The organism is Microbispora sp. KK1-11 (assembly GCF_006874435.1).
In the GTDB taxonomy this organism is placed as follows: domain Bacteria; phylum Actinomycetota; class Actinomycetes; order Streptosporangiales; family Streptosporangiaceae; genus Microbispora; species Microbispora catharanthi.
Map to the genome: position 1 here is coordinate 117,788 of NZ_VIRJ01000022.1, position 23,050 is coordinate 140,837.

At 72.0% G+C, this 23,050-nt stretch carries 20 protein-coding genes; 9 read left to right on the top strand and 11 right to left on the bottom strand.

The annotated features are described in order from the left end of the window. The first annotated feature begins 10 nt into the window (after positions 1 to 10). From FLW16_RS27815 to FLW16_RS27830, 4 genes are read left to right on the top strand one after another with little or no spacing between them, the layout of a single operon-like run. Positions 11 to 937, top strand: coding sequence for an ABC transporter ATP-binding protein (locus FLW16_RS27815; RefSeq protein ID WP_142563103.1), 927 nt, complete (start codon positions 11 to 13; stop codon positions 935 to 937). Next, positions 934 to 1,800, top strand: a complete 867-nt coding sequence (locus FLW16_RS27820) for an ABC transporter permease (RefSeq protein ID WP_142563104.1) — start codon at positions 934 to 936, stop codon at positions 1,798 to 1,800. Before FLW16_RS27815 ends, FLW16_RS27820 begins: the two co-directional genes overlap by 4 nt. Continuing rightward, entirely contained in the window at positions 1,797 to 2,753 is a 957-nt protein-coding gene (locus tag FLW16_RS27825) for an ABC transporter ATP-binding protein (RefSeq protein WP_260615642.1), read from the top strand. Before FLW16_RS27820 ends, FLW16_RS27825 begins: the two co-directional genes overlap by 4 nt. Beyond that, a complete protein-coding gene (locus FLW16_RS27830) occupies positions 2,750 to 3,466 on the top strand; it encodes an ABC transporter permease subunit (RefSeq protein WP_142563105.1) in 717 nt (238 codons plus the stop codon). Before FLW16_RS27825 ends, FLW16_RS27830 begins: the two co-directional genes overlap by 4 nt. Positions 3,467 to 3,487: 21 nt before the next feature. On the opposite strand, the gene FLW16_RS27835 is transcribed toward FLW16_RS27830, so the two are convergent. Next, the gene (locus FLW16_RS27835) at positions 3,488 to 4,450 is read right to left on the bottom strand and encodes an alpha/beta hydrolase (RefSeq protein WP_142563106.1); all 963 of its coding nucleotides are present in this window, start codon (positions 4,448 to 4,450) and stop codon (positions 3,488 to 3,490) included. Between the two features lie 50 nt (positions 4,451 to 4,500). Continuing rightward, positions 4,501 to 4,818: a putative quinol monooxygenase gene (locus FLW16_RS27840; protein WP_142563107.1), complete on the bottom strand. Its 318-nt coding sequence runs from the start codon at positions 4,816 to 4,818 to the stop codon at positions 4,501 to 4,503. A 143-nt stretch (positions 4,819 to 4,961) separates the two neighbouring features. Between FLW16_RS27840 and FLW16_RS27845 the strand changes: the two genes are divergently transcribed. Together FLW16_RS27845 and FLW16_RS27850 are read left to right on the top strand one after the other, a co-directional pair. Next, positions 4,962 to 5,867 carry an AraC family transcriptional regulator gene (locus tag FLW16_RS27845; protein WP_142563108.1) on the top strand — a complete coding sequence of 302 codons (906 nt, stop codon included), beginning with the start codon at positions 4,962 to 4,964 and terminating at the stop codon, positions 5,865 to 5,867. 333 nt (positions 5,868 to 6,200) lie between these two features. Next, entirely contained in the window at positions 6,201 to 7,751 is a 1,551-nt protein-coding gene (locus tag FLW16_RS27850) for an amidase (protein ID WP_221891322.1), read from the top strand. Positions 7,752 to 7,864: 113 nt separating this feature from the next. Here FLW16_RS27850 and FLW16_RS27855 read toward each other — a convergent pair whose 3' ends face one another. The 4 genes from FLW16_RS27855 to rplM form a co-directional block, all read right to left on the bottom strand. Further along, positions 7,865 to 10,642: a LuxR family transcriptional regulator gene (locus FLW16_RS27855; protein WP_142563109.1), complete on the bottom strand. Its 2,778-nt coding sequence runs from the start codon at positions 10,640 to 10,642 to the stop codon at positions 7,865 to 7,867. Positions 10,643 to 10,747: 105 nt separating this feature from the next. After that, positions 10,748 to 12,133, bottom strand: coding sequence for a phosphoglucosamine mutase (glmM, locus tag FLW16_RS27860; protein WP_142563110.1), 1,386 nt, complete (start codon positions 12,131 to 12,133; stop codon positions 10,748 to 10,750). Continuing rightward, entirely contained in the window at positions 12,133 to 12,654 is a 522-nt protein-coding gene (rpsI, locus tag FLW16_RS27865; RefSeq protein WP_142563111.1) for a 30S ribosomal protein S9, read from the bottom strand. Before rpsI ends, glmM begins: the two co-directional genes overlap by 1 nt. Before the next feature lie 30 nt (positions 12,655 to 12,684). After that, entirely contained in the window at positions 12,685 to 13,128 is a 444-nt protein-coding gene (gene rplM / locus FLW16_RS27870) for a 50S ribosomal protein L13 (protein ID WP_142563112.1), read from the bottom strand. Positions 13,129 to 13,465: 337 nt separating this feature from the next. On the opposite strand from rplM, the gene FLW16_RS27875 reads away from it, so the two are divergent. The 3 genes from FLW16_RS27875 to FLW16_RS27885 all read left to right on the top strand — a co-directional run bounded on the left by FLW16_RS27875 (position 13,466) and on the right by FLW16_RS27885 (position 19,120). Then, positions 13,466 to 14,191, top strand: coding sequence for a CAP domain-containing protein (locus tag FLW16_RS27875; protein WP_142563113.1), 726 nt, complete (start codon positions 13,466 to 13,468; stop codon positions 14,189 to 14,191). 41 nt (positions 14,192 to 14,232) lie between these two features. Beyond that, a complete protein-coding gene (locus FLW16_RS27880) occupies positions 14,233 to 15,435 on the top strand; it encodes a hypothetical protein (protein ID WP_142563114.1) in 1,203 nt (400 codons plus the stop codon). Positions 15,436 to 15,541: 106 nt separating this feature from the next. Continuing rightward, positions 15,542 to 19,120: a hypothetical protein gene (locus tag FLW16_RS27885; protein WP_142563115.1), complete on the top strand. Its 3,579-nt coding sequence runs from the start codon at positions 15,542 to 15,544 to the stop codon at positions 19,118 to 19,120. Positions 19,121 to 19,161: 41 nt separating this feature from the next. Here FLW16_RS27885 and truA read toward each other — a convergent pair whose 3' ends face one another. The 5 genes from truA to rpsK all read right to left on the bottom strand — a co-directional run bounded on the left by truA (position 19,162) and on the right by rpsK (position 23,044). Next, positions 19,162 to 20,052 (bottom strand): tRNA pseudouridine(38-40) synthase TruA, encoded by an 891-nt coding sequence (gene truA / locus FLW16_RS27890; RefSeq protein WP_142563116.1) that lies wholly within the window; start codon positions 20,050 to 20,052, stop codon positions 19,162 to 19,164. A 94-nt stretch (positions 20,053 to 20,146) separates the two neighbouring features. Beyond that, positions 20,147 to 20,671, bottom strand: a complete 525-nt coding sequence (gene rplQ, locus FLW16_RS27895) for a 50S ribosomal protein L17 (RefSeq protein WP_142563117.1) — start codon at positions 20,669 to 20,671, stop codon at positions 20,147 to 20,149. A 148-nt stretch (positions 20,672 to 20,819) separates the two neighbouring features. Beyond that, the gene (locus tag FLW16_RS27900; RefSeq protein WP_030508347.1) at positions 20,820 to 21,836 is read right to left on the bottom strand and encodes a DNA-directed RNA polymerase subunit alpha; all 1,017 of its coding nucleotides are present in this window, start codon (positions 21,834 to 21,836) and stop codon (positions 20,820 to 20,822) included. Between the two features lie 156 nt (positions 21,837 to 21,992). Beyond that, positions 21,993 to 22,619, bottom strand: coding sequence for a 30S ribosomal protein S4 (gene rpsD, locus FLW16_RS27905; RefSeq protein ID WP_142563118.1), 627 nt, complete (start codon positions 22,617 to 22,619; stop codon positions 21,993 to 21,995). Positions 22,620 to 22,639: 20 nt separating this feature from the next. Further along, positions 22,640 to 23,044: a 30S ribosomal protein S11 gene (gene rpsK / locus FLW16_RS27910; RefSeq protein ID WP_020542285.1), complete on the bottom strand. Its 405-nt coding sequence runs from the start codon at positions 23,042 to 23,044 to the stop codon at positions 22,640 to 22,642. Between the last annotated feature and the right edge of the window lie 6 nt (positions 23,045 to 23,050).

Genomic DNA, 23,050 nt, shown 5'->3' on the forward strand with positions numbered 1-23,050 from the left:
GGGTCGGATCATGACAGCGAGCGCGACCCCATGCTTCGCGACCGAGGGGCTGACCAAGCGCTTCCCCCGCGTCACGGCGCTCGACGACCTCACGGTCGCCGCCGGAACAGGCGTGACCGGCCTGGTGGGCGCCAACGGCGCGGGCAAGTCGACGCTGATCAAGATCCTGCTCGGCCTGCTCCCCCCGACCTCCGGGCGTGCCTCGGTGCTCGGCTACGACACGGCCACCCAGGGCCTGGAGATCCGGCGCGCCGTCGGCTACATGCCCGAGCACGACTGCCTGCCCCCGGACATGTCCGCGACCGAGTTCGTGGTGCACATGGCCCAGATGTCCGGGCTGCCGCGTACGGCCGCCCGTGAGCGCGCCGCCGACACCCTTCGCCACGTCGGGCTGGACGAGGAGCGTTACCGCCCGATGGGCGGCTACTCCACCGGCATGCGGCAGCGGGTCAAGCTCGCCCAGGCCCTCGTCCACGACCCGAAACTGGTCTTCCTCGACGAGCCCACCAACGGGCTCGACCCGCAGGGCCGCGACGACATGCTCGCGCTGATCCGGCGTGTCGGCACCGAGTTCGGCATCAGCGTGCTGGTGACCTCCCACCTGCTCGGCGAGCTGGAGCGGGTGTGCGACCACGTCATCGTCATCGACGGCGGGCGGCTGCTGCGCTCCTCGGCGATCCGGGAGTTCACCCGGGCCGAGCAGACCATCGCGGTGGAGGTCGAGGAGGGGCAGCAGCGGCTCGCCGAGCGTCTGACCGCCGGCGGCGAGACGGTCGCCGCGCAGGGCAGGCTGCTGACGGTCCAGGTGTCCGCGGACGACCCCGGCCGCACCTACGACGCCGTACGCGACGCCGTCTGCGACCTCGGCCTCAGCCTCCTGCGGCTGGAGCAGCGCCGGGGCCGCATCGAGGATGTGTTCAAGGAGCCGGTGGCATGACGACAGAGCCCACCGCGGTCATCCACGACATCGGATACCGCCACTACGACGGCGTACGGCTGGGGCGCGGCCGGGCGACGCTCGCCCTCGGCGTGCAGAGCCTGCGCGGCGTGTTCGGGCTCGGCCGCACGGTCCGCGCCAAGATCATGCCGCTGCTGCTGGCCGCGATCATGCTGATGCCGACGGTCGTGTCGATCGGCGTGATGGCGCTCGCCAAGCAGTTCGTCATCCCCTATCCGAACTACGCCGTCATCATGCAGGCGGTGATCGCGGTCTTCCTGGCCGCCCAGTCGCCCTACCTGGTCGCGCCGGACCTGCGCTTCCGCGTGCTGCCGCTGTATCTGTCCCGCCCGCTGACCGTGACCGACTACGTCCTGGCGAAACTGGCCGCACTGGCGGTCGCGCTGTTCGGGCTGCTGGCCGTGCCACTGACGATCGAGTACGTCGGCGAGCTCCTGGTCGACCTGCCCGGGCCGCCGCACACCGCCGACTATTTCGGTGCCCTGGGCGGCGCGGTCCTCCACGCGGTGTTGCTGTCCTCCGTGGGCATCGCCCTGGCGTCGTTCACCCCGCGCCGCGGTCTCGGCGTCGCGTCGGTGATCGCCTTCTACATGTTCACCGCCGCCGTCTCCGGGATCTTCACCGGCGTGCTGATCTCGTCGGGACGCGACGATCTCGCCGGATGGGCCATGCTGCTCAACCCGTTCTTCCTCGTCGACTACGCCCAGTCGACCCTGTTCGGCACCGCGCCCGTCAACATCGAGGCCGCTCCGCCCGGCGTCGCGTCCTGCCTGATCCTGCTGGCCGTGGTCGCCCTGGCCGTGACGGGCGTTCTCCTGCGCTACCGGAAGGCGGCGTCGTGACCACCACCACAAGCTCCCCCGTGACCACCCGCCGGGGCGTAGTCGAACTCGCCCAGGTGTCCCGCTGGTACGGCAACGTCGTGGCGGTCAACGACGTCACGATGACCATCGGGCCCGGCGTCACCGGCCTCCTCGGGCCGAACGGCGCGGGCAAGTCGACGCTGCTGCACATGATGGCCGGGTTCCTCGCGCCGTCCAGCGGCACGGCGACCCTCGACGGCGGGCGTATCTGGCACAACCACGAGATCTACCGGCAGATCGGCCTGGTCCCCGAGAAGGAGGCCGTCTACGGCTTCCTCACGGGATGGCAGTTCGTGCTGTCGTCGGCCCGGCTGCACGGCCTGTCCTCGCCCGCCGACGCGGCCCGGCGGGCCCTCGACCTGGTGGAGATGACGGACGCCTCCGGCCGCCGCATCGAGACGTACTCGAAGGGCATGCGGCAGCGCGTCAAGGTCGCCGCCGCCCTCGTCCACGACCCCCAGGTGCTGCTCCTGGACGAGCCGTTCAACGGCATGGACCCCCGCCAGCGGCTCCACCTCATGGACCTCGTGCGCCGCATGGGCGAGGAGGGCCGGACGATCCTGTTCAGCTCGCACATCCTCGAAGAGGTCGAGCGGGTGGCCCACCACATCGAGGTCCTGGTCGCGGGGCGGCACGCCGCGTCGGGCGACTACCGCGAGATCCGGCGCCGCATGGCCGACCGGCCGCACCTGTTCCGGGTCAGGTCGAGCGACGACCGGCGCCTCGCCGCCGCACTCATCGGCGACCCCTCCTCCAGCGCGGTCTCGCTGACCGAGCAGGGCGTCGAGGTCCAGGTGACCGACTACGCGCGCTTCACCGCGCTGCTGCCGCGGATGGCCCGCGACCTCGCCGTACACCTGTGGCAGGTCTCCCCCACCGACGAGGACCTGGAAAGCGTCTTCTCCTACCTCATCTCCGGGAGCTCGCGATGAACACGGTGGTGGCGGACATCACCTACCGGGCCATGCTCGGGCGCAAGCGGATCTGGCTGCTGGTCCTGCTGCCGGTGGCGCTGGTCGCGCTCGCCGCGCTGCTCAGGCTGATCAACGGCCAGGACGAGCAGACGGCCGTGCTGCTGATGAAGAGCTTCGCGATCGGCACGATGCTGCCGCTGCTCGGCCTGATCGCCGGGACGGGCGTGATCGCGCCGGAGATCGAGGACGGCACGATCATCCACCTGCTGGCCAAGCCGATCTCGCGCCCGGTGATCGCGGTGACGAAGTTCGTGGTCGCGGCCTCCCTCGTCGCGGTGCTCGCGGCCGTCTCGACCTACGCCGCCGCCTACCTCCTGGCCGGCTCGGAGTCGGGCGTCGCGACCGGCTTCACCCTCGGCGCGCTGTTCGGCGGCGTCGCGTACGCCGCGGTGTTCCTGCTGCTTGGCGTGCTCACCCGCCACGCGGTCGCGGTCGGCGTGATCTACGCCCTCGTGTGGGAGGGCGTTGTCGGCGGCTACGTGCCCGGCGCGCGGAAGTTCTCCATCCAGCAGTGGGCCCAGTCGCTCGCCGACCAGGTCTCCTCCTCGCCCTTCTTCTCCACCGAGGTGACGCTCGGCTTCGCCGTACCGGCGATGGTCATCGTCACGATCGGCGCGGTCGTCTGGACCGGCCAGCGCCTGCGCTCCCTGTCCCTGACCGGCGACGACTAGCTCTGCGGTGACTCGGCGGAGCTATGGGGTGGTGCCCGGGGACAGGACTCGGGCGAGCCACTCCGTGCGTGTCCGCCTGGCCGTGGCCGAGATCCGCGCCTGCGGATACAGGGCGTCGAATCCGTGGAAGCCGCCCGCCCAGATGTGGAGTTCGGCCTGACCGCCGGCCGCCCAGATGCGGGTGGCGTAGTCGGCGTCCTCGTCTCGGAAGACCTCGGCGGAGCCGGTGTCGATGTAGGTGGCCGGCAGGCCCGACAGGTCGTCCGCCAGCGCGGGCGAGACGTACGGAGGCACCTCGTCGCCGGTGAGGTCGCCGAGGACCGAGCGCCATCCGAACTCGTTCATCTCGCGGGTCCACACGCCGGGCCCGCCGGAGAACTGGCGGCTCGACATGCTGGTGTTGCGATGGTCGAGCATGGGACAGATCAGCATCTGCGCGGCGATCGGCGGGGTGCCGCGGTCGCGGGCCAGCAGGGTGACACCGGCGGCGAGGCCGCCGCCCGCGCTCGCGCCCGCGACGACGATCCGGGCCGGGTCGATGCCCAGCTCGGCGGCGTGTTCGGCGACCCAGAGCAGGCCCTGGTAGCAGTCGTCGACCAGGGCGGTGCCGGTGGCCTCCGGTGCGAGCCGATACTCGACGGAGACCACGACCGCGCCGAACCGGTCGAGCCACTCCAGCGGGATGTCGATCTGCGAGAAGCGGTCGCCCATCACCATTCCGCCCCCGTGCATCCAGTACACGCAGGGTGCGGCGGCGGCGTTCTCGGCAGGGCTGAAGACCGACAGGGAGATCGGGGTGCCGTCCGCGGCGGGCACGGTGACCTCGCGCCGGTCGACCTGCCGGTGTGCGAGGAGGGAGTCGACGGGCGTCGACGGGAGCCGGCGCAGTTGCGCGAGTGCTTCCGGAGTGAGCTGGGACATGAGGGGCATGTCGGCCAGCAGCTCACGCAGTTCGGGGTCCAGGGCGGGTCGGGCGGGGGTCATGGTCACTGCCTTTCTCGGGGTGATGTCGGATGAGAGGGCCACCAAGCGGGTCAGAAGGCGGCCTTGCCGCGTACCGGGACGTGGTCGGCGTACTCGGACTCCTTGGCCAGCAGCCCGCCGATGCGCGCCACGATGGACTGCGCGGCCTCGCCGGCGAAGATCCGGTGGTGGTCCTCCTCGCTGGTCCAGCCCTCGATGACGTGGACGACGTCCGGGTCGGACGCGGAACGGGAGACCAGGTAGACGACGCAGTGCTCGCTCGCGCCGGGGCTGCCCTCGTCCAGACCGGTCAGCAGCAGATCGACCAGACGGTCGCCCATTCCGGGCCTGGCGGTGAGGGTGGCGGCGAAGCCGTAGTTGACGGTCATGGGTGCCTTCTTCTTCGGTGGTGGAATGAGGTGATCCCATTGAATCGGCATGACCTGCGGAAACGTTAGGACGATGCTCCCCCGTGCTTGCACGATCCTCTCGGGCACGGGAGTCGGGGAACGGATCGTGCTGCAATGGCCGCATGCGCCTCGAAGAGCTCCGCGCCCTGCTGGCCCGGCATGCCCGTCCGGACGGCACCACCGCCATCGACGGCGTCCTCATCTCGAAGGTCGATCGGTCGGATCCGCCGGCGCCCTCGATGTCCGGCACCGTGCTGGCGGTCATCGCCCAGGGCGCCAAACGCCTCGCGCTGGGCGACCGGATCTTCGAGTACGGCGCCGGGCAGTACCTGGTCGCCTCGGTCGACCTGCCGGTCACCGGGCAGTTCACCCAGGCGGACCCCGAGCGGCCGGCGCTGGGCTTCGGTCTCACCCTGGAACCGTCCGCCGTCGCCGAGTTGCTGCTGCGGGCCGCGCCCGGAGACAGCCCTCCCACCAGCGGAGGCGCGGCGCCGGGGATCGCCGTCAGCGACGCTCCGGCTCCGTTGCTCGACGCGGTGGTCCGGCTGCTGCGCCTGCTCGACGAGCCCCGCGACCGGGCCGTGCTGGCCCCGCTGGTCAAGCGCGAGATCCTGTGGCGCGTGATCACCGGTGAGCAGGGCGCGACGGTCCGCCAGCTCGGCCTCGCCGACAGCGGCCTCAGCCACATCTCCCGGGCCGTGCGCTGGATCCGCGAGCACTACGCGCGGCCCTTCCGCGTGGAGGACCTGGCGAGGCTGTCCGGCATGAGCGTCTCCGCCTTCTACCGCAACTTCCACGCGGTGACCGCGATGAGCCCTATCCAGTTCCAGAAGCAGATCCGGCTGCAGGAGGCCCGGCTGCTGCTCGTCACCAACCCGGGCGATGTCACCGGAGTCGGCCACCGCGTCGGCTATGACAACCCGTCACAGTTCAGCCGGGAATATCGCCGCCAGTTCGGCGCGCCTCCGAGCCAGGACGCCGCCCGCCTGCGCCAGAGCGTCCGCGGCCCCGCAGGCGTCCTTCCCTGAACGGAACTCGCGCCCGTTCAGCGCCTTGCGCCTGTCCGGCCTGCGGAGAAGAGCCGTGACAGCGCCTACGACGCAGCGCGGCGCGCAGATGAGTCGATCCGGTATTTCACGCCGACGTCGGCCGACGAAAATGAGTCACCCCGCTTGCTTGACAATTCCCGCACCCTGTGGCCAGCATTCGCCCGAATAGTCGACAGTCGGAGAGATACGTGACGAGAATTGAGATGTCTCTCTCGTTGCGCGAAGCGGAATTTCATGCCCTTGCCGATGGGGCCGACCTGCCGCCGACCCTGCTGACCTCGGGTTTGTCATCTTGAACGGCAGAACGAGTGCGTGACTTCGGCCAATGAAAGTGGTCGTTTCTACCTTTCCGGCGGATGCGGCGACATATGTGGGGACAAGCGTTTACGGCAGGCCGTTAGAGTCGACTTCATGGAATGGAATTTTCAGTCGGCCGAAGACCTCGCAGCCGGGTTGCGTGCCCGTGAGGTGAGCTCGGTGGAACTGACCGACGAGGCGATCGCCCACATCGAGCGGGACGACAAGGTGATCAACGCTATTTGCGTGCGGGACTTCGACCGTGCGCGGGCCGCCGCGCGCGATGCCGACCAGACACGCGCCCGCGGCGAGGACCTGCCGCTGCTCGGCATTCCGGTGACGGTCAAAGAGTCCTACAACATCGCCGGGCTGCCCACGACCTGGGGCATGCCGCCGCACCGGAACTATATGCCGGCCGTGGACGCCGTACAGGTGTCGCGACTCAAGGCGGCAGGCGCGGTGGTGCTCGGCAAGACCAATGTGCCGTTGGGGCTGCAGGACATACAGAGCTTCAACGAGATCTACGGCATCACCACCAACCCGTGGGATCACGCTCGCACGTCGGGTGGATCCTCCGGCGGCTCGGCGGCGGCCCTCGCGTCCGGGTTCGGCGCGCTGTCCATCGGCTCCGACATCGCCGGCTCGCTGCGCACCCCCGCGCATTTCTGCGGCGTCTACGCGCACAAGCCGACGCTCGGACTGGCGGCCAACCGCGGTATGGTCCCGCCGTCCGAGCCGGCGTTGCCGGTCGACCTCGACCTCGCCGTCGTCGGTCCGATGGCGCGCACCGCCCGCGACCTCACGCTCCTGCTCGACGTCATGGCGGGACCGGACCCGCTGACGCTCGGCGTGGCGCATCGTTTGGCGCTGCCGCCCGCCCGCCACGAGCGGCTCTGCGATTTCCGGGTCTTGGTCCTCGACGAGCATCCGCTCATTCGGACCGGGTCCGCCGTGCGGGCGGGCGTGAACCGGGTGGCCGCCGCGCTCGTCGACGGCGGTGCCCGCGTCGAACGGCACAGTCCGCTGCTGCCCGATCTGACCGAAGCCGCGACGCTCTACATGCAGTTGCTGATTTCGGGCTCCGTTGCGCGTTTTCCCATCGAATCGGACGAGCAGCTGCGGGCCCGCGCCGCCGGACTGAGCGCGGACGACCAGAGTCTTGACGCCGTGCGGCTGCGCGCCATGGTGTCCAGCCACCGCGACTGGATGGAGGCCGACTACCGCCGCGAGCTGCACCGCCACGGCTGGCGGCAGCTGTTCGCCGAGTTCGACGCCGTGGTGTGCCCGATCACGCCGACGCCCGCGTTCCCGCACGACCACAGCCCCAATCCGTTGGAACGGCGCATCGACATCGACGGCGTCGAGTACCCGTACTTCGACCAGCTCGTCTGGGCCGGCCTGGCCACCATGCCCGGTCTGCCCGCCACCGCCATACCCGCGGGCCGGTCCCCCGAGGGCCTGCCGGTCGGAGTGCAGCTCATCGGTCCGATGTTCGAGGACCGCACCCCGCTGCGGCTGGCCGAACTGCTCGAGCAGGAGATCGGCGGCTTCCACGCACCGAAATAGAGCGTGTCGCCGGGTATCCGTCGAGGACGAGGTACGGATCAATCCACGGTGCCGGCCATCCGGCACCCCCATTGCTACCGGAACCCCACGACGAGCGCCGGCGTGGCGACCGCTCACGACAGAAGGCGGGTCAGTTCGACCCGGGAGCGCACGCCGAGCCTGGCGAAGATGTTCCTCAGGTGGTGCTCCACGGTGCGCGGGCTGATGAACAGCCGGGCCGCCACCTCGCGGTTCGTCGCGCCCTCCGCCACGAGGGTGGCGATCTGGAACTGCTGCGCCGTGAGCAGCCGGCCGGCCTCGGAGCGGGAGCCCGAGGGCCGCACCGACTCCCCGGCCGCGCGCAACTCCGCGCGGGCGTGCTCGCTCCACAGGCGGGCGCCGTACCGTTCGAACGTCTCCAGGGCGCCGTGCAGGTGCTCGCGAGCCGCACCGGGGCGGCGCGACCGCCGGAGCATGCCGCCGTACAGCAGCCGCGTACGCGCGGTCTCGAACGCGCACGCCCCCTGACGGTGCAGTTCCAGCGCCTGCGTGAAGCGCTCCGCGGCCTCGGCCGGGGGCGCGAGCAGCGCGTGGCACCGGGCCGCCAGCGCCAGCCGGTCGGGGTCGCGGGTGCTGTCGGCCCAGCGCTCCAGCATGACCAGCGCGTCCCCTGCCTGACCGATGTCCCCGGTGCGTACGGCGCTCTCGACGAGCAGCGGCGTCGCCATCACCCGTACGACGAGGGGGTCGCCGGTGCGGGCCACCGTGCGCAGGCGGTTCACCGCGTCGGCGTGGCGGTTGGCCGCGACGTCCAGATGGGCCAGGGCCAGCGTGCCGAGCGCCTCGGCCACGCTGACGCCGTGGGCGGCGGCCAGCTCGACGGCCCGCGCCGCCCGCAGGGCGCAGGTCTCCTCGTCGCCCGCGACGGCGGCGGTGAACGCGAGCCAGGCGAGATGCTGGGCGCCGCTGGTGGCCCGGCCCGTCTCCTGTGCCAGGCGCAGGCCGTCCATGGCGTTGGCCGCGACCGCGTCGTAACGGCCGCTCCACAGCTGGGCCTGGATCAGGATCTCCAGCATCTGCGGCATGCTGGCGACCGCGCCGTGGGCACGCGCCACCTCGACCGCCCGGGACGCCAGCGTGAGCGCGTCGGCGCCGTTGCCGAGCAGGAGGTTCGCGACGCCGCCCCACACGAGCACCGAGGTGCTGCCGGCCGAGGGCGGCACCATCACCTCGGTGGCGACGCGGCGCAGCGATGCGGTCGCCTCGCGGTGCCGGCCCCGGAACGTCGCGGCCATGCCCGCGAGATACTCCAGCGCGAGGCGTGTGACGTGGTCGTCGTCGGGCCGCCGCAGGGTCTCGGCCCGCCGCGCGATCGCCAGGAAGCGGCGGTTGTCCCCCGCCAGGTAGCTCGCCTCGCCCGCCCGGACCAGCGCGCGTACGGCCTGCTCGCGGTCGGTGTGCAGCAGCCGCTCCGCGGCGGCGAGCAGCGTGTCGCAGGCGCTGTCGGTCTTGCCCGCGCGCAGCTCCAGGCTGCCCCTGACCAGTTCGGCGCGGCCGCGCACCTCGGCGCCTGCCGCGAGCGTGTCGATCCGGGACAGCAGCGACCTCGCCCGCTGCGACTGTCCCGCCTGCCAGGCGTGCCGGGCGGCGGCGGCCAGCCGTGCGGCCTTGGCCTCGCCCTGCCCGGTGAGCTCGGCCGCCCGTTCGAGAACGCGGAACGGTTCGGGGAAGGCCGCCGCCGCCTTCGGCGCCGCCGCGAGCGCGCGTACGAGGTCCTCGGCGAGCCTGTCGGGGGGACCGTCGAGGGCGGCGGCGCGGTGCCAGGCCCGCCGCAGCCGCCGGTGCTCCCCATCGAGAAGGCTCACCAGCAGGCGGTGGGCGGCCCGTCGCCGGACGAGGGACGCCTCGGCGTACGCCACGTGCCGCAGGATCGGGTCGGCGAGGTCGAAACCGCCGTCCGGCGACTCGACGACGACGCCCGCGGTCTCCGCCGCCTCCAGGGCCGCGAGTCCGGACCGCGACTCCGCCGCGCGCACCAGCGTGACCGCGTCGATGCCGGGATCGGCCGCGACCAGCAGGACGAGGTCGGCGGTTTCGGCGGGCAGGTCGTGGAGCCGGTCGGCGTACGCCCGCCACAACCGACCGCCGCGCGGCGGCGTCTCGGGCGGCGGCGCCGAGCCCTTGCGGTGCGCGTCGGTCAGCGAGCCGGCGAGTTCGGCCAGCGCGAGCGGGTTGCCCCGGGCCGCCCGGACCAGCGCCGCGCGCAGGTCCCCGGGAAGACCTTCGGGGACGAGGTCGTCGAGCACCTGCCGGGACGCCCGCTCGTCGAGCGGGGCGAGCGGCAGCGGCGGCAGGTCGCCGGGGGCCGTGCCGGGCTCCGCGGAGGCGAGCAGCACGGCGACGGGGGCCGCGAGGGCTCGGCGGGCCACGAAACAGATCGCCTCCCGGCTGGGGGCGTCGAGCCACTGGAGATCGTCGGCGCACACCAGCACCGGGCGTCCGGCGGTCTGCAGGAGCCGCAGCAGTGCGGCGGGCAGCGCCAGGCCACCCGTGCCGGTGCCGGTGCTCAGCGCCTCGGCGAGCATCGAGGAACCGGCCGACACGGAATCGGCCCCGTCCAGCCGGTCCGCTATCGGGCGGAGCAGGGTGTGCAGTCCGGCGTACGGCAGGTGGGTCTCGCCTCTGACACCCTGGGCGCGGAGCACGAGGAACCCCTGCTCGTCCGGGGTTTCGGTGGCCGCGTGCGCGGCGGCGAGGTCGAGCAGCGCGGTCTTGCCCGCACCCGGGCCGCCGACGAGGAGCAGGCATCCGCCCGTTCCGGACCGGGCCCGGTCCACGAGCGCGCGCAGCGCGTCCGACTCCTTGTCACGACCCCTTAACGCCCCCGACCGAAGACCGGTCAAATAAGACATGAATCAGTGTTACGCGCACATTACGCAATTGAGAAGAGCTTCCAATACGGAACCCCGCCGGGTACGCACCCGGCGGGGTTCTCAGGAGTGGTGACGCGTGGGGCGTCAGACGCAGACCGTGCGGACGACCTCCGCGAGGCGGTCCGCCACGGCCTTGGCCTGGTCGTGCGACTCGGCCTCGACCATGACCCGGATCATGGGCTCGGTGCCGCTCGGGCGGATCAGCACGCGGCCGGTCTCCCCGAGCTCGGCCTCCGCCTCGGCCACTGCCGCCCGCAGTTCGGGGGCGGACGCCTTCGCCTTCGCCACGTCCCGGACGTTGACGAGCACCTGCGGCAGCTTCGTCATCACCGACGCGAGGTCGGCGAGGGAGCGGCCCTGGCGGGCCACCTCGGCCATCAGGTGGAGCGAGGTGAGCAGGCCGTCCCCGGTCGTGGCGTGATCCAGCATGATCACGTGACCGGACTGCTCGCCGCCGAGCGTGTAGCCGCCGTCCTGCATCGCCTCCAGGACGTACCGGTCGCCGACCGCGGTCTCCACCACGGACAGGCCGGCCTCCCGCAGGGCGAGCTTGAACCCCAGGTTGGACATGACCGTCGCGACGACCGTGTCCTTGGCGAGGCGGCCGTCGGCGTGCATCGACAGGGCCAGGATCGCCATGATCTGGTCGCCGTCGACCTCCTCGCCCGCGCCGGTGACGGCGAGGCAGCGGTCGGCGTCGCCGTCATAGGCGATGCCCAGGTCGGCGCCGCTTTCGACGACGGCCTTCCGCAGCACGGCCAGGTGGGTCGAGCCCACGCCGTCGTTGATGTTCAACCCGTCCGGGGCGGCGCCGATCGTCTCCACGGCCGCGCCGGCGCGCAGCAGCGCCTCCGGGGCGACCATGTGCGCCGCGCCGTGCGCGCAGTCGACGACGACCCGCAGCCCGTCGAGGCGGTGGGGCAGGGTGGTCAGCAGGTGAGAGACGTATCGGTCGGCCTCGCCGTACGCCTCGCGGACCCGGCCGACCGACGGGCCGACCGGACGGTCCCACTTCTCCCCGAGCCGTTGCTCGATCTCGTTCTCCACCGCGTCGGGCAGCTTGTAGCCGCCGCGGGTGAAGAACTTGATGCCGTTGTCAGGCGCGGGGTTGTGCGACGCGGAGAGCATGACGCCGAGGTCGGCCCCCAGCGCGTTGGTCAGGTACGCGACCGCCGGGGTGGGCAGCACGCCGAGCCGCAGGACGTCCACGCCAGACGACGCGAGGCCGGCGACCACGGCGGCCTCCAGGAACTCTCCTGAAGCCCGCGGGTCCCGGCCTACGACAGCGATCGGGCGGCCGCGCCGCCCGACACTGGCGTGGAACGCCCCGGCGTCGCCGAGCACATGCGCGGCGGCCACGGACAGGTCCATGGCCAGCTCCGCGGTGAGGTCGCGCCCGGCGACCCCACGTACCCCGTCGGTGCCGAAGAGGCGCCCCCGAGAGGAGGCGCCTACGGGCTCCTGCGACATTAACGCTTGCTGTACTGCGGAGCCTTACGGGCCTTCTTGAGGCCGTACTTCTTCCGCTCCGTGGCGCGGGCGTCACGGGTGAGGAAGCCGGCCTTCTTCAGCGGCGGGCGGTTGACCTCGGCGTCCAGAGCGGCGAGCGCGCGGGACAGGCCCATGCGCAGCGCGCCGGCCTGGCCGGTCACGCCGCCGCCGTCGATGCGGGCGATGACGTCGAACGCGTCCTCGGCGCCGAGCACGACGAACGGCTCGTTGATCAGCTGCTGGTGGACCTTGTTCGGGAAGTAGCTGTCCAGCGAGCGGCCGTTGATCGTCCACTTGCCGGTGCCCGGCACGATGCGGACACGGGCGATGGCCTCCTTGCGGCGGCCGGTGCCGTACGAGTTGCCCGTGGTGACGGGCTTGCGCACGGCGCCCTCGCCGGCGGGGGCCGACTCGGTGGTGTACTCGGAGGGGAACTCCTCCGCGGAGTAGTCTTCCGGCTCGCCCTCGACGAGCGTCTCGATACCGGTGGGCTCGGCCACGGTTCTCCTCTTAACTTTCCTGGCTCGCGATTACTGGGCGATCTGGGTGATCTGGAAGGGCACCGGCTGCTGGGCCTGGTGCGGGTGCTCGGCGCCGGCGTAGACCTTGAGCTTCTTGGCCATCTTGCGGCCCAGGGCGTTCTTGGGAAGCATGCCGCGGACGGCCTTCTCCACGGCCCGGTCCGGGCGCTTCTCCATGAGCTCGCCGTAGCTGACGGAGCGCAGACCGCCGGGGTAACCCGAGTGGCGGTACGCCTTCTTCTGCTCGAGCTTGTTGCCGCTCAGGGAGATCTTGTCGGCGTTGATGACGATGACGAAGTCACCCGTGTCGACATGCGGAGCGAAGATCGGCTTGTGCTTCCCGCGGAGCAGGGTCGCCACCTGGCTGGCCAGCCGGCCGAGCACGACGTCGGTCGCGTCGATGACGTACCACTGACGTTCGACGTCGTTGGGCTTCGGTGAGAACGTGCGCACGGCAGTGCCTTCTGTCGGAATGTGAACTCTCGGTAGGTTGCGCAGGCACGGCGACAACCTCCGTCTCCACATGTACGGGAGAAGACGCCGGACGCGCCGTGCACCGGTCTGCGGACAGACCGATCCACACACAACGAACTAGCAGACTACCGACCCGATGCCGCCTGGTCAAAACAGCGAGGGGCGGCGGGCATTGGAACGACTCATTTGAACGTTCATCAAATCCATACCCATTCGCCTCTTCTTCCCCATGGCGCAGATCTCTATATTTGACTGCGGTATGTGGCAGACCCCTCACAAAAATCACACCTTCCGTGGCCCCTTACGAGGGACTCAGATGGGTCTGCTGGCGTGCGCCGTGGCCATCCTGCTCACCGGCGTCGTGATCGGCAGGATGAGCACCAGGTCGAGCGAGGTCGACGACGTCTATCTGCGTAAGTCGGAGCCGTCCCCGTCGCCGAGCCTGAGCGCGGCGGACGCGGTGCCGCGCGACCGGCCCACCCTCGATCACGTGCTGCGCACCGTGGCTCCGGTCGTCCCCCGGCAGGTGCCGCAGCGCCGGCCCCGGAAGGAAAGGCCGCCCTCCACGCTGATCGACGGCTCCGACAGCGGCTCGCGGCACACCGTTCTCACGCCGGGGACGGACGGCGGCGGCGACGCGTACGACGCCGACTCGATGCGGTCCGCCTCCATGGAGGCCGAGGTCGTGCGCCTGGTCAACGCCGAGCGCCGCAGGCACGGCTGCCGGCCCCTGCGCGTGGACCCCCGCCTGGTGGAGTCCGCCCGCGCGCACTCGGACGAGATGGCGTCGAGCGGGCTGTTCCGGCACAGCTCCCCCGGGGGCGCCTCTCCCTGGGACCGCATGGGCGCGGCGGGTTACTCCGACGGCGGGGCCGAGACGATCGCCAGGGGCTACCAGACCGCCGAGGCGGTCGTACGCGGCTGGATGGCCGGGCGGAGCGACCGCGCCACGCTGCTCGACTGCCGCCTGGTCGCGACCGGGGTCGGCGTGAGCACGGGCGAGGGCGGACCGTGGTGGACCGAGGACTTCGGGTATTCCTGACGCTTCCTCATCTGTCCAAATAGCCGACTAATCTCAGCGCCATGGGTTATCCCGGCGACCAGCAACCACCTCCGCCGCATCATCCCCCCGATCCCCGCAGGCGGGACCTGCCGCCGTACTCCGGCGGGGACGACTCTCCCCTCGCCGGCCGTCGCGACGCGCCGCCCTACGGCGAGGGGCAGCCGCCGTACCAGCGCGAGCAATCGCCGTACGCCCGCGAGCAATCGCCATATGAACGCGAGCAGTCGCCGTACGCTCGCGAGCAATCGCCGTATGAACGCGAGCAGGCGCCCTACCAGCCCTACCCGCAGCAGCCCTACCCGCAGCAGCCCGAGCAGCCGCCGTACGCCGGGCGCGGGCCGTACGAGCAGGACGGCCCCCACCCGGTGGAGGAGCTCGCGTCGGGCCCGTACGCGTCCCCGTCCGGCGCTCAGGCGGGCGGCGACTGGGACGTGCGGCGGCAGCCGACGGCGTCGCGGGTGCCTCCGCCGCCGGAGCCCGTGTGGGATCCGGACGCGAAGGGCCCCTGGTGGCGTCGCCCCTGGGTGCTCGGCCTCGCCCTGCTGGCCCTGATCGGGGCGCTGTTCACCGGCCTGTGGTACGCCGCGCGCAACGAGAAGCCGCCCGTCGCCGTTCCGACGCCCACCGGCCGCCCCTCACCACCGCTCGTCTCCGAGGGACCTCCCGGCAAGTTCGGCTACACCGCCTTACGGGCGACCGACAAAACCCCGCTGTCACTCCGGGAGCTGTTCGCCAAGGGCAAATTCGTCAAGAACAAGCGTTCGTACGTCCGCACGACGTTCCGTAAGGAGAAAAAGTGCGCGGACGGCGTTACCGGCGACAAAATCACCAAGGCGCTCAAGGCGGGCGGATGCACGCAACTGCTGCGGGCGAGCTTCGCGGACTCCAAGGGCACGGTCATCGGCACCGTGGGCGTCGCCAACCTCAAAACCTCCGCCACGGCGAAGAAGGTCGCCTCCGCCGGAGGCGGCGGCGAGCGCAAGGACTACCTCAAGCCGCTGCCGGGCAAGGACGAGGCCACCAAGCACCTCGGCAGCGGCGAGGCGTACGCGGGCGGCTGGACCCACGGCCACTACGCGGTGCTGCTCTGGTTCCAGTTCAAGGATGGCCACAAACCAGCCAAGAACGAGCTGAAACGGCTCTACCAGACCGCGGTGGACGTCACCGACGCGACTGTTTTCCCTGCCCTCGACACCCGTTCGCTGAACGGTGGCCCCAGCTGAGGCCGGGCGTTCACTGAGGTGAACGCCGGTGGGCGACCCGGGGCGGCTCGGACCGAAACGCCCATAGGGGCACGCCGATCGCGCCCACGCCGTTACGCTTCCGGCTATGCGTGGCAAGGATTCCGGTTCCGAGCACGAACACGAAACGGCGTGGGCCCGCCGCGAGGCGGACGCCGAGGGCTCGGCGACACCTCCGACGCCACCTCCGAGCTTCGGCCAGACCCCGACGCCCGGGTACGGGCAGCCTCCGGCGGACGACGGCACGGCCTGGGCCCCGGACGCCGCCGGTGCGGCGGACCGGCTCCCGGCCGTGCCCCACCCGACGAGGTACGGCCCTCCTGGCGGTCTCGGGGCACCAGAACCGCCCGACGACGACCCGGAGAGCACGAACAGGTTCAGGGCCGTTCCGGCGTACGGCCCTCCGCCGGCCGCCCCCGGCGTACCGGGAAACACCGATGTGCCCGGGAACGCCGGAGTATCGGGGGACGCCGGGGGCCTTCCCGCGCCGCGCCGCCCCGGCGACGAGGCCCTTGGCCTGCCCGCGCCCGGTGAACCGCATCCCGGCGCCGGCCACGTCCCCGGCCATAGCGCCGTGCCTCCGCAGCCCGCGTACGGCGCGGGCACGCCCTCCTGGCAGCCCGAAAGCCAGGGCATCCACTCGTGGCAGCCCACCGGACACGGAGACCGGCAGCAGCCCGGCCAGCCCGGCCACGGCCCACAGGGACATCCCGGCTACGGCCCGCCCGCATGGCAGCCCCCGGCTCCGGCCACGCCTCCGTGGCAGCCTCCGGCGGAGCACGCCGATCCGCGGCCGCCGGTTCCGGGCCCTGGCGGGCCCTCGTGGCAGCCCGAGGGCCAGGCAGTCCACGCCTGGCAGCCTCCGGCCGACCCGAACGCCGTGCGCTGGGAGCACCCGCCGGGCCCGGACGCGCAGACCTGGCAGCCCGCACAGCCGCCCTGGCAGCCGCCCCAGGGCGGGGCCGGCCCCGCGTACCCGCAGACGCCCCCGCCGCCCGGCCCGCAGCAGCCCGCGTACGGCCCGGGCCCACACGCCTGGCAGCCGCCCGCCGAGGGGCCCAACCCGGGGGCATGGCAGCCGCCCGCGGACGGGCCCAACCCGGCGTGGCAGCCGCCGGCCGGCACGGGAGCGCAGCCGTGGCCCGCGCACGGCCCTGGCCCCGGACCGCAGGCCTGGGAGCCGCCGCCACCGGGCTCGGCCCCGCAGCCGTGGCAGCAGGGGCCACCCCCTGCGGGAGCGGCGGCCCCGCACATGTGGCCGGCCCCCGTCGGCGATCCCGGCGCACAGCACGGTCCCCAGCACGGTCCCCAGCACGGTCCTCAGACCGGCCCCCACCACGGCGGCGTCACCTCCTGGCAGCCCCCGGGCAACGAGTCGCAGTGGCCGCAGGACCCCGCTCAGGCCGGAGCGGGCGACTCCGGCCCTGCCCCGTGGCCGGCCCCGTCAGGCGGCGAACCGGCCGCGCCCGGCGCCTTCGGCACGTCCCCCTCGCCGTACGACGAGGGATCTCACGGCGGGGCGGGGCAGGGCCCGGCCGGGCCCCCCGCCTGGTCGCAGCCCGGCGGCCCTCCCGCGGCGCCGGGCTCGTACGGCCCGGATCAGCAGAACACCGGTGGTCCCTGGGCCGCCCAGCCCGGCGTGCCGACGTTCCCCGAGTGGGGGCCCGCCGCGGGGCAGCCGTCCGGCGGGGAGGCCTGGCCCCAGGCGGCGGCGCCCCATCAGGGGTATCCACCCGCCGCCCCACAGCAGTACGGCCCCCAGTACGTGCCGCAGCCCGGTCCGGAATTCCCGGCCGGGCAGCAGGAGATGTACGCACAGGGAGACATGTCCCCCGAGGCGGTCCGCCCCGGGGAGCCCGGCGACGTGGCCGTGTGGCCGCCACGGCTGCCCGGCGAGCCGTACCCGCAGGGGGAGATGCCGGCGGGCACCTCCTGGCCCCCGACGAACGCCTACCAGGACGAGCCCGGCTCGGCGCAGGCGCCCGAGGGCCCGTCCGGCGACCCGGCGGGCACGAACGAGTCAGGCGGCACGCCCGGCGACGCGCCCACCCCCACGGGCACGCCCGACCCCACCACCGCGCCCGGCCACACCCCTGCGCCCGAGCACACCGGCGCGCCCGCGGACACGGCGCATCACGCCGATGTGCCTGCCGACGGTGGTTCGCCCGCCGAAGGACCGGAACAGACGGGCGCGCCCGCCGACGGGCCCGCGCCGGACGGTTCCGGGCAGGACGCTCCCGCGGGGAGCGTCCCCCCACCGGACGCCCCGGCGCCGTATCCTGCCGCGCCGGGCCACGCCGGGCCGCCCGAGGGCTTCGGGACCGAGATCGGCCATGCGGTGACCCCGATCGAGGGGTTCCCGGTGCCCGACGCGCCGTACGAACCCGGCCAGGCTCTCGCGCACGCGGAACAGACCGCTCCGTACAGCGAACCGCAGCACCCGGCCTACGACAGGACCACGCAGCCGCTGCTCCCGCCGCAGCCGGAGGAGCCGTTCCAAGCGCCCGCACAGACATCGATCGCGCCTGGTCAGGCGCAGGACAGCGCACCGTCAGGGACACCACTGGGGAGACAGGACGAGACACAGGGTCAGACCGCGTCTCCGTCCCCGTTCCAGTCGCCGTCCGCGACGTCCCCCTCGGATGTCCCGCCATCCGCCGCGCCCCCGGGTGCGGCGTCATCCGACACGCCGCCCCCGGGCCCGTCCGTGAGCGACGGCGCCACCGGGGCGGACTCCCCCGACCCCAATTCAGGACAGATGGCGACAACCTCTCCCACGACCGGTCCGCCCTCGCAGCCGACCGGTGAGACCCCGTTCGCGTTCACGCCGGTGACACCGGCCAAGGCGGGCAAGCCGACGCCTCCACCCGGATTCGGGCCGAACCCCTCCGCCCCCGGCGGCCCCTCCCCGGAGGGCAACCTCCCGGCGACGCTGGGCCCCGGCAGCCCTCCCCCCTCCGGCGGGAAGGTCAAGCGGATCCTGATGGCCGCCGGTGCGGTGGTCGTCGTGGGGGCGATCGGCACCGCGGCCTACTTCGCCTACTCGGGCGAGCCGGACGGCGGCCAGGCCGTCCGTACGCCGGCGGCCACCACCGCGCCGCCCTCAGACGAGCCGCAGCCGACTTCCACGGTCTCCTCCGCCATCCTCGACTCGGAGCAGACCGACCCCAAGACCCTGAAGCCGGCAGAGGCGTTCCCGGACGAGAAGGTGACGCTGGCGGGCCGGACGTACCGCCGGGTGAAGATCGACGTGACCGACGACTGCGGGAAGGCGGCGGCGGGCGCGTTCGCGCAGGCCCTCAGCGAGCAGCAGTGCCGCAGGGTGCTCAGGGCCACCTACGTGGACGGCAAGCGCCAGTACGCCGTGACCACGGGCATCGCGGTGCTGCCCGGCAAGACCGAGGCCCTCGCCGTGGACCAGGCCAAGGATCTCGGCACGAACGTCTGGTTCCGTGGCCTCGACGGCGACCAGGCGAGCCGATCGGACAAGGTGTCGATCTCCGGTGGCTACGCCGCCGGCATGGTGTGGGGACGCTACATCGTGTTCAGCTACGCCACCTATACCGACGGGCACACGCCGGACGCGAACGACAAGAACCTCGCGCCGATCAGCGGCGCCTTCCGGGACAACATGGCGAAGGTGATCGAAAAACGCGCCTCACGCTGACGCCCCCGGCGCGTGGCCTCCCACGCGGAGACCACGCGCCGTCAGGAGCTCAGTGTGCGCACGCGGCGGGTGGCGGCGGCCCGCCGCGCCAGTTCCTCAGGCCCGGGATAGCGCACCTCCTCAAGCGTGAGACCGTGCGCGGGCGCGACGTGCACGCCCGAGTCCCGTACGGCTGTCGCCAGCACCTCGGCGGGCCACTCGACGGGCCGCCTGCCCTCCCCCACGGTCAGCAGCGAGCCGACCAGCGCCCGGACCATCGAGTGGCAGAAGGCGTCGGCGACCACGGTCGCGAGGAGGATCCCGTCCTCGCCCCTGACCCACTCGAGCCGCTGCAGTTCGCGGATCGTGGTCGCACCCTCCCGCCTGCGGCAGAAGGCGGCGAAGTCGTGCTCGCCCAGCAGGCGGGCGGCCGCCGCGTTCAGCAGATCCACGTCCAGCGGCCGGGCGTACCACAGCACCTCGCGCCGGCGCAGCGGGTCCACCCCGCCGGGGGCGTCGCCGACGCGGTAGCCGTAGCGGCGCGACAGCGCGGAGAACCGGGCGTCGAAGCCCTCCGGCGCCACACTGACGGCGTGCACCCGCACGTCGAGGGGCAGCACCCCGGCCAGCCGCCTCGTCAGCCCAGCGAGCCACTCAGCGCCGCGCTCGCTCCACGCCTGTTCCGGATCCTCGGGGGCGGGAGCACGCCCTGACGAGGCGGAGGCCAGCGCGGCGAGCGGGAGGTCGACGTGCGCCACCTGCCCCCTCGCGTGGACGCCGGCGTCGGTGCGGCCCGCGACGGTGAGCGACGGCGGGGCGTCCAGGCGCAGGATGCGGCCCAGCGCGTCCTCGATCTCCCCCTGCACGGTCCGCCGCCCCGGCTGGCGTGCCCAGCCCGAGAAGTCCGTGCCGTCGTAACCCAGGTCCAGCCTCAGCCGCAGTTCTCGCTCCACGCCATCCCTCGTACGGTGCCTCGTACGGTGCACAAACGAAGAGCGGGCCCAGCATCCCCGGAAGGGAAACTGAGCCCGCTCACAGAGCCTGGGATCAGGCCTCGTCCTTCTTGTCCTCCGCGGCCTCGGGAGCCTCCGCCGTCTCGGCGGCGGTGCCCTCGGCGGCCTCGTCCTGCGCGGCCGGCGTCTCCTCGACCTCGGCCGGAGCGGCCTCGGCGGCGGGCGCGGCCGGAGCCGTACGGGAGACCCTGACCGGGTTCAGCTGCTCGGTGACCAGCTCGATGACCGCCATCGGAGCGGCGTCGCCCTTACGCGGGCCGAGCTTGGTGATCCGGGTGTAGCCACCGGGACGCTCGGCGTACGTCGGGGCGATCTCGGTGAAGAGGTGGTGGACGACGCCCTTGTCGCGGACGACCGTCAGCACCTGGCGACGGTTGTGGATGTCGCCCTTCTTCGCCTTGGTGATCAGCTTCTCCGCGAGCGGGCGGAGACGCCTGGCCTTGGCCTCGGTGGTGGTGATCCGGCCGTTCTGGAACAGCGAGGTGGCGAGGTTCGCCAGGATCAGCCGCTCGTGGGCCGGGCTGCCGCCGAGGCGGGCGCCCTTGGTGGGCTTGGGCATTTCATGCTCCTCATGGATAACCCGCTCCGGCCGTGTCAGGTACCGGGGTCGGGCCGACCGGCGTACCGGTCGTGACTTGTCATCGCCGTCTCATGCCGCCCTCGACGGGCGGCATGAGACGGTGGTGCCGCTGCTGAAAGACGGGCGATCAGTACTGCTCGGTCTCGATGAACCCGCCGTCCTCGTCGTCGTACCCGCCGCCGGCGACGGCGGAGGGGTCGAACCCGGGCGGGGAGTCCTTGAGAGCCAGGCCCATCTCGTGCAGCTTCTGCTTGACCTCTTCGATCGACTTGGCGCCGAAGTTGCGGATGTCCAGCAGGTCCTGCTCGCTGCGGGCGACGAGCTCACCCACGGTGTGGATGCCCTCGCGCTTGAGGCAGTTGTACGAACGGACGGTGAGGTTGAGCTCCTCGATCGGCAGCGCCAGATCGGCCGCGAGCGCCGCGTCCGTCGGCGACGGGCCGATGTCGATGCCCTCGGCCTCGACGTTGAGCTCACGGGCCAGGCCGAACAGCTCGACCAGGGTCTTGCCGGCCGAGGCCACCGCGTCGCGGGGCTTCATGGACGGCTTGGTCTCGACGTCGAGGATCAGGCGGTCGAAGTCCGTGCGCTGCTCGACACGGGTGGCCTCGACCTTGTAGGTGACCTTGAGGACCGGGGAGTAGATCGAGTCGATCGGAATCCGGCCGATCTCCTGGCCAGGCTGCTTGTTCTGAGCGGCGGAGACGTAGCCGCGGCCGCGCTCGACGGTCAGCTCCATCTCCAGCTTCGCCTTGCCGTTCAGCGTGGCGATGTGCAGGTCGGGGTTGTGCACCTCGACACCGGCCGGAGGCGCGATGTCGGCGGCGGTGACCTCACCCGGGCCCTGCTTGCGCAGGTACATCACGACGGGCTCGTCGTGCTCGGAGGAGACGACCAGCGACTTGAGGTTCAGGATGATGTCGGTGACGTCTTCCTTGACCCCGGGCACGGTCGAGAACTCGTGGAGCACGCCCTCGATGCGGATGCTGGTGACCGCCGCCCCCGGGATGGAGGACAGCAGCGTCCGCCGCAGCGAGTTGCCGATGGTGTAGCCGAAGCCCGGCTCGAGCGGCTCGATGATGAACCTGGACCGGTGCTCCTCGAGCGACTCCTCCTGGAGGCTCGGGCGCTGTGCGATGAGCATCTGGATCTCCTGGATCCGGGACGGCCCCGCCACGGTGGACGAGGAGTCCCTGGGTTACGGCGACGCCCGCTATTTGACGCCGCTCGCCTACACACCATGATGCCGTACGGCCGGGAGTGTACCGGCCGTACGGCGTCATGAACTGCCGGGGCCCTACTACTTGGAGTAGAGCTCGACGATGAGCTGCTCCTGGACCAGCGTGTCGATCTGCTGGCGGACCGGGAGCTGGTGCACGAGGATGCGCATGTTCTCGGCGGAGACGCCCAGCCAGGCCGGGACGGTCTTGTCGCCGGCGGTCGCGCGGGCCACCTCGTACGGGAGCAGGTTGCGCGACTTCTCGCGGACCTCGATGATGTCGTGCTCGCGCACGCGGTACGACGGGATGTCGACCTTCTTGCCGTTCACGAGGAAGTGGCCGTGGCGCACCTGCTGGCGGGCCGCGTCACGCGACTCGGCGAAGCCGGCGCGGTAGACCACGTTGTCGAGACGGCTCTCCAGGATCTGGAGCAGGTTCTCACCCGTCTTGCCGGCCTTGCGGTTGGCTTCCTCGTAGTAGTTGTGGAACTGCTTCTCGAGGACGCCGTAGATCCGGCGGGTCTTCTGCTTCTCACGAAGCTGGAGCTGGTACTCCGACTCCTTCGGACGGCCGCGGCCGTGCTCACCCGGCGGGTACGGGCGGATCTCGATGGGGCACTTGGCGGACTCGCACTTCTTGCCCTTGAGGAAGAGCTTGGTCTTCTCACGGCGGCAGAGCTTGCAGTCCGGACCCGTGTAACGAGCCATTTCTTTCTACTCTCCTGAGCTCAGACGCGACGGCGCTTGGGCGGACGGCAGCCGTTGTGCGGCACCGGGGTCACGTCCTGGATGGACCCGACCTCGAGACCGGTCGCCTGCAGCGAACGGATCGCGGTCTCACGGCCGGAGCCGGGACCCTTGACGAAGACGTCGACCTTGCGCATGCCGTGCTCCATGGCGCGGCGGGCGGCGTTCTCGGCAGCCATCTGCGCGGCGAACGGGGTGGACTTACGGGAGCCCTTGAACCCGACGTGGCCGGCGCTGGCCCAGGAGATCACGTTCCCGTTCGGGTCGGTGATCGAAACGATCGTGTTGTTGAACGTGCTCTTGATGTGGGCGTGCCCGTGAGCGACGTTCTTCTTTTCCTTGCGGCGCACCTTCTTCGGTGCGCCCTGGCGGCTCTTCGGCGGCATTGAAGC